This window comes from uncultured Cyclobacterium sp. (assembly GCF_963976465.1).
Classification (GTDB): Bacteria; Bacteroidota; Bacteroidia; order Cytophagales; family Cyclobacteriaceae; genus Cyclobacterium.
The window spans coordinates 1-6,115 of record NZ_CAXBOC010000361.1; the positions used below are offsets into that span (position 1 = coordinate 1).

General features: G+C 41.4%; 6 protein-coding genes. 5 read left to right on the forward strand and 1 reads right to left on the reverse strand.

Translation table 11 applies throughout. The features are described from left to right. The 5 genes from AAC037_RS17820 to AAC037_RS17840 all read left to right on the forward strand — a co-directional run. Positions 1–404: orotidine 5'-phosphate decarboxylase / HUMPS family protein (locus AAC037_RS17820; protein WP_339904457.1), on the forward strand; the 404-nt coding region annotated here is incomplete at its 5' end. 72 nt (positions 405–476) lie between these two features. Continuing rightward, complete coding sequence (locus AAC037_RS17825; RefSeq protein ID WP_339904459.1) at positions 477–1,781, forward strand: DUF2851 family protein; 1,305 nt, start codon at positions 477–479, stop codon at positions 1,779–1,781. Between the two features lie 53 nt (positions 1,782–1,834). Then, entirely contained in the window at positions 1,835–2,473 is a 639-nt protein-coding gene (locus AAC037_RS17830; RefSeq protein WP_339904461.1) for an acetyltransferase, read from the forward strand. A 53-nt stretch (positions 2,474–2,526) separates the two neighbouring features. Then, positions 2,527–3,513 carry a rhodanese-related sulfurtransferase gene (locus tag AAC037_RS17835; RefSeq protein ID WP_339904463.1) on the forward strand — a complete coding sequence of 329 codons (987 nt, stop codon included), beginning with the start codon at positions 2,527–2,529 and terminating at the stop codon, positions 3,511–3,513. Beyond that, on the forward strand, positions 3,494–4,354 hold the full coding sequence (locus tag AAC037_RS17840) for a nucleoside phosphorylase (RefSeq protein ID WP_339904464.1): 861 nt from the start codon (positions 3,494–3,496) through the stop codon (positions 4,352–4,354). The genes AAC037_RS17835 and AAC037_RS17840 overlap by 20 nt, the downstream gene beginning before the upstream one ends. Before the next feature lie 41 nt (positions 4,355–4,395). Here AAC037_RS17840 and AAC037_RS17845 read toward each other — a convergent pair. After that, positions 4,396–6,115 (reverse strand): ABC-F family ATP-binding cassette domain-containing protein (locus tag AAC037_RS17845; RefSeq protein WP_339904465.1); only part of this gene is annotated, 1,720 nt, incomplete at its 5' end.

Here is a 6,115-nt window from a genome sequence, read left to right on the forward strand (position 1 = left end):
TGATCCTTTTGGCCCTTACTTCCAACCAAGGCAGTAATGATTTTCAAGCCATAGAAAATCAATCCAATCAACCCCTTTATGCTTCAGTATTAGAAAAAAGCAAAGCCTGGGGAAATACCGGAAACATGATGTATGTGGTAGGAGCCACAAGGGGGGAGTCTATTGCAGAAGTGAGAAAGCTGGTTCCCGATCATTTTCTACTGGTTCCCGGCGTTGGCGCTCAGGGTGGTAGTTTGGAAGAAGTGGCCAAATATGGGATGAACAGTCAATGCGGGCTTTTGGTAAATTCATCCAGAGGAATCATTTATGCCTCCTCCGGAGAAGATTTTGGAGAAGCCGCAAAGCAAGAAGCCATACTTCTACAGGAATCAATGGCAAAGCAACTGGATATTTATTGCAAATAAAACATTCACCCCATTGATTTCGCTTTCTTTATATTTTTAGGTAATTTCATACAGAAGTTATGAAATAAACCTATGTTTCGTTTTCAAGAGGATTTTCTTCAGCTGATTTGGAAATACCAGTATTTTGATAAAAATACCTTGGAAACCGAAGGAGGTAGCCCCATAATCATTCATAAGATAGGTTTCCATAACCAACACGAAGGCCCCGATTTTAAAGAAGCAGAAATTTCACTCGGGGGCATTCGCCATTATGGTCACATAGAAATTCACCTTCGCACCTCCGATTGGAAAAACCACAATCACCATTCGGATAGTGCATACAATGCAGTCATTCTTCATGTGGTTTGGCAACATGATCAAGAGGTAAAAAGAAAGGATGGGACTGTGATACCTACTTTGGCTCTTGAAGGAAAGGTATTGTTGGATGTAATTCGGAATTACCAAAGACTACAAAGTTCTACTAAAAAGCTTCTTTGCACGGACAGCCTCCCTGAGCTCTCTTCAATTTTAAAATTTTCCATGTTGGAAAAAGCGCTCGTCGAGCGGCTCCAAAATAAAAGTGATCAAGTTTTGGACTTACTAAAAGAGAATGGGAATGATTGGGAAGAAACGGCTTACCAATGGTTATTTTTTTCTTTTGGTTTTAAAACCAACAGCATCCCTATGTTAAAATTGGCGCAAAGCCTACCCTATAAGCTAATTAAAAAAAACGCAGGGAATATCGAGCAAATTGAAGCACTAATCTTCGGACAGGCCGGTTTGTTTACGCCTTCATTGGATTTAAGCCAAAGCTATGAAAAAGGGTTGCAGGCGGAATATGACTACTTGCTTAACAAATACTCTCTTAAGAAAAACCTTTTTCCCTCAGAATGGAAATTCATGAAAGTAAGACCAAGTAATTTTCCATCTTTTAGATTGGCACAGCTTTCGGCCTTGCTCAGCCGAAGCCCCCACCTATTTGACTTGGTACTTCATGAATTAGATAGCAGTCAATCCATTGAAAGAACCTTTGATTTGTCTGTGAGTGAATACTGGAAAAAGCATTATCACTTTGGTAAGCCAAAGCCCCATGCTACCCAGGGAAAATTAACCCAAAACATTCTGGGACTTTTAATAATCAATTATGTGGTACCTCTTTGGTATGCCTATGGCAGATTTGCAGATCTTTCGGTCTGGCAAGAAAAATGCTTCAATCTATTGCAGGAAATTCAGGCTGAAAAGAACAGCTTAATCGATATTTATCAGGCAGTGGACTGGCCGGCCCTCAATGCTTACGACAGCCAAGGAATGCTTGGGCTCTATCATCAGTATTGTTCCAAACGTCTGTGTTTGCATTGTAAAATCGGTCAAAACCTCCTTAGACCCAATTTAAAATGATCTTTTGCATAGGTTGGTAATTTCCATTAATTTTGTACTTCTAAAACTATATTATGGAAAAACCAATCATTATCTTCGGTGCCAAAGGAATTGCACATCCTGCATTAGAAATATTCAATAGTCATGATGCTGTAGTCTATGGTTTTTTGGATGATGATGCGAGCCTTCACCAAAAAGAAATTAACAATGTGGCCATACTGGGGAAGCTGGAAGACGATGGTTTTCTTAAGCTTATCGGTAAAAAATGTGAAGCGTTTGTTGCAGTAGATGATCCAAAGTACCGAGAGACCATAGTAAAATTACTGAATGAAAGGAGAAAAACACAACCGGTAAATGCTTTGCATAGGTTGGCATATATCTCTACAGATGCCGGCATTGGTCATGGGAATTTTATCAATGCCAAAGTTACCATAGGAGCTGGAGCTGAAATTGGGAACCACTGTATTTTACATACCAATGCAACCATTGAGCACCAGGCCAAACTGGGAGACTTTGTACAAGTAGGCGCAGGAGCCGTTGTCAACTCAGGTGTAACCATCGAAAATGGAGTGTTTATAGGCTCAGGTGTCACCATTGTCTCCGGTGTTAAAATAGGAAAGAATGCCAGGATAGGCGCAGGATCTGTAGTCATAGCGGATATTGAAGCCAATCAAACCGTATTTGGTAACCCGGCACAAGTGATCGATAAATAAATTTATTTCTTTTTTTAAACAAGTAACACCCTGTCGGAAACAGGGCTTAAGTTATGGATTATAACATCTTATTGTATTACTGCTATGCCCAAATCGAGGATTTGGAAGCATACCGCGAGGAACACCACTTATTTTGTGTAGAAAACAATATAAGGGGTCGAATTATCATTTCTTCAGAAGGTCTGAACGGAACGGTTTCAGGATTAAAGGAAGACTGTGAAAAATACATGGCCTATGTGAAAGGCGATCGTAGATTTGCAGACACAGAATTCAAAATTGATGAGCACAAGGAACATGCCTTCGCAAAAATCAATGTTCGCGCCAAAGAAGAAATTGTCCACTCAGGCTTACGCCACCTTAACCCCAGAGAAAAAACAGGCAAGCATTTAGAACCTGAAGAGTTTAAGGCACTAAAAGACAAAGAGGATGTAGTGATTTTGGATGTTCGTTCCAATTACGAGCATGAGTTGGGGCATTTTAAAAATGCTGTACGACTAGACATAGACAATTTTAGGGATTTCCCCGAAAAGGTAAAGGAGCTTGAGCACCTCAAAAACAAAAAGGTACTTACCTATTGCACCGGAGGAATAAAATGTGAAAAGGCATCTGCTTTCTTGCTTGATCAAGGTTTTGAAGATGTATACCAACTCCATGGAGGAATCATCAAATATGGAATGGAAGCCGACGGAGAAGACTTCGAAGGTAAATGCTATGTATTTGACAACAGGCTGGCCGTGGATGTGAACAAGGTAAACCCTAAAACAGTTTCCAAGTGTTTTGTTTGTGGCACCCTGTCTGACCGGATGGTCAACTGCGCCAACCCTGAATGCAATGTTCATGTACCCATTTGTGAGTCCTGCGGATGGGAAATGGAAGGTGCCTGCTCTGAAAGCTGCAAAACTGCCCCACAGAAAAGACCTTATAATGGTACCGGGTATTACCAGAAAAACACCAATGGCTATAATCCATACAAGGGATTGTACCAAAAGCCAAATGCGAATAATATAAAAACCACCCTCCATGCTAAGTCCGATACCTGAGTCGGAGCTTATCATCAATCCTGATGGAAGTATTTACCACCTCCGCCTCAAACCGGGGCAGGTGGCAGATACCATCATCACTGTAGGAGACCCAAACCGTGTCGCTAAGGTTTCCTCCCACTTTGACCGCATGGAGCTTCAAGTCACTCACAGAGAATTTATCACCCATACAGGCTGGTACAAAGACAAAAGAATCAGCGTAATCAGCACCGGAATGGGTACGGATAATGTTGAAATCTTTATGACAGAGCTGGATGCCTTGTTTAATGTGGATTTTAATTCCCGCCTACCTAAGCCTACACACAAAAGTTTAAATATTGTAAGAATTGGTACTTCCGGCAGCATGCAAAGCACATTACCTGAAGGTAGTATTCTAGCCAGTTCAAAGGCAGTGGGCTTGGATACCTTGATGGCTTTTTACTCCATCCCTCAAACAGATTTGGAGCGACAAATTGCCGAGCAAGTTCAAATTCGCCTAGACTTACCTTTTAGGCCTTATTGTGTAAGTGGTTCAGAAATGCTTCTAAAGAAGATAGGAAAAGACCTACCATCAGGAATCACTGTTACTTGCCCGGGATTTTTTGGTCCACAAGGCAGAGAAGTTAGATTAAAGCCCCGAATTCCTAATCTCTTCGATTTATTAGGCGCACAACCTTTTCAAAATGAACCTTTTACCAATTTTGAAATGGAAACCGCAGGTTATTATGCCATGGGGAAAATGTTAGGGCACGAGGTCCTTAGCATGAATGCCATTGTTGCGAATCGCATCTCAGGAAAATTCTCCGCAGATCCGAGTGGAGTTGTTGACAAGTTGATTGCTTCAGTTTTGGAAAAAATCTAACTTCTCTCTTTGCCTCAGTCTGCTTAAGCTTAGCCAATTAATTAGGAAATCCCATCAAGTTCGCTTAATTCCAGCCATCTCATTTCCAAGGTTTCTATTTTTTTGTCCAATTCTTCAATTTCCAGCGACCACTTCATTAGTTCTTCATGATCTTCCGTGCCTTGGTTAATCTTTTGGATATAGGTATCTTTTTCGGCGGTCAATTGCTCAAGCGATGCTGAAATCTCTTCAAACTCTTTCTTGTCTTTAAAGGTAGCCTTGGTACTTTCCTTTTCTATGGTTTTTGATGCCACAGGTTTCTTTTCTGCCACCTGCTTGGGCGCTTCAGTTTTAGCCGCTTTTTGTTTTTCTCTTAGGTCTGTATAATTCCCGGGGAAATCGCTGATCTGCCCATCTCCTTCAAAGACAAACAGGTGGTCTACCAGCCTATCCATAAAATACCTATCGTGTGAAACAATCACCAAACATCCCGGAAATACATCCAAAAATTCCTCAAGCGTATTGAGGGTTACGATATCCAAATCATTTGTAGGTTCATCCAGAATGAGGAAGTTGGGGCTCTTTACTAGAATTAGTAGCAATTGAAGCCTTCTTCTCTCTCCTCCGCTCAGCTTGGCAATATGTGTATGTTGCTGCTTGGGTGGAAAACCAAATTGGGTCAGAAATTGGCTGACGGTGATGGTAGCTCCTCCGGCCACAGTAACCACCTCGGCTACTTCCTTAACAATATCAATCAATCTCAAGGTTTCATCAAAGCTATCCTCCTCTTGTTTATAATAACCAAAAGCAGTGGTTTGCCCTATGGTGACGGAGCCCTTGTCCGGATCATTTTTCCCAATAAGCATATTCAAAAAGGTGGTTTTTCCAGCTCCATTTGGTCCTACTATGCCTACCTTGTCTCCTTTTTTGAAAGTATAACTAAAATCCTCAATCAGTTTAAGGTCTCCATAGGATTTATGGATTTTCTCTATCTCCACAATTTTCTTCCCAAGTCTTTGAGCAGTCACCTCCAGGCTAATGTCTCTTTCCTCTTGTTTTTTGAAGGCTTTCTCCTTGGTATCATTGAAGGCCTCCACCCTGTATTTGGCTTTGGTTCCTCTTGCTTTCGGTTGCCTTCTTATCCAATCCAGTTCCTTTTTATAAAGGCTTTTGGCTTTTTCCTGTTCTGTGGCCTGATTGGCTTTTCTTTCTGCCTTCTTTTCTAGAAAATAACTGTAATTGCCTGCATACCGATACAATTCACCATTTTCAAGTTCTAGGATATTGTTGGTCACCTTATCCAAAAAATACCTATCGTGTGTCACCATTAAAAGTGAGAGATTGGACTTCGAAAGGTATTCTTCCAGCCATTCGATGGTTTCCAGATCCAGGTGGTTGGTTGGTTCATCGAGTAGCAATAGGTCCGGGAAGTGAAGAATAGCTCTGGCTATGGCTACTCTTTTTCGCTGCCCTCCACTGAGTGCAGACACTTGAAGCCCGGTATCATGGAGTCCAAGTTTTCCCAAGACTTCATTGATCTGGTATTCAAAATCCCAGGCTTGCAGCCGATCCATCTTTTCAAAGATAGGTTGCAGTGCCTCACTATTGTCTTCTCCTCCTTCTGCTTTGAGCATCAGGGCCTGGTACTCATGAATTACTTGAATAATTTCATTGTCGGGATCATCAAATATGGTTTGGTAAATGCTTTTCTCTCCGGCAAAAACCGGGTTTTGATGCACATAGGCCATTTTAATTTCCTGGTTGATGACAACTTGTCCTGCA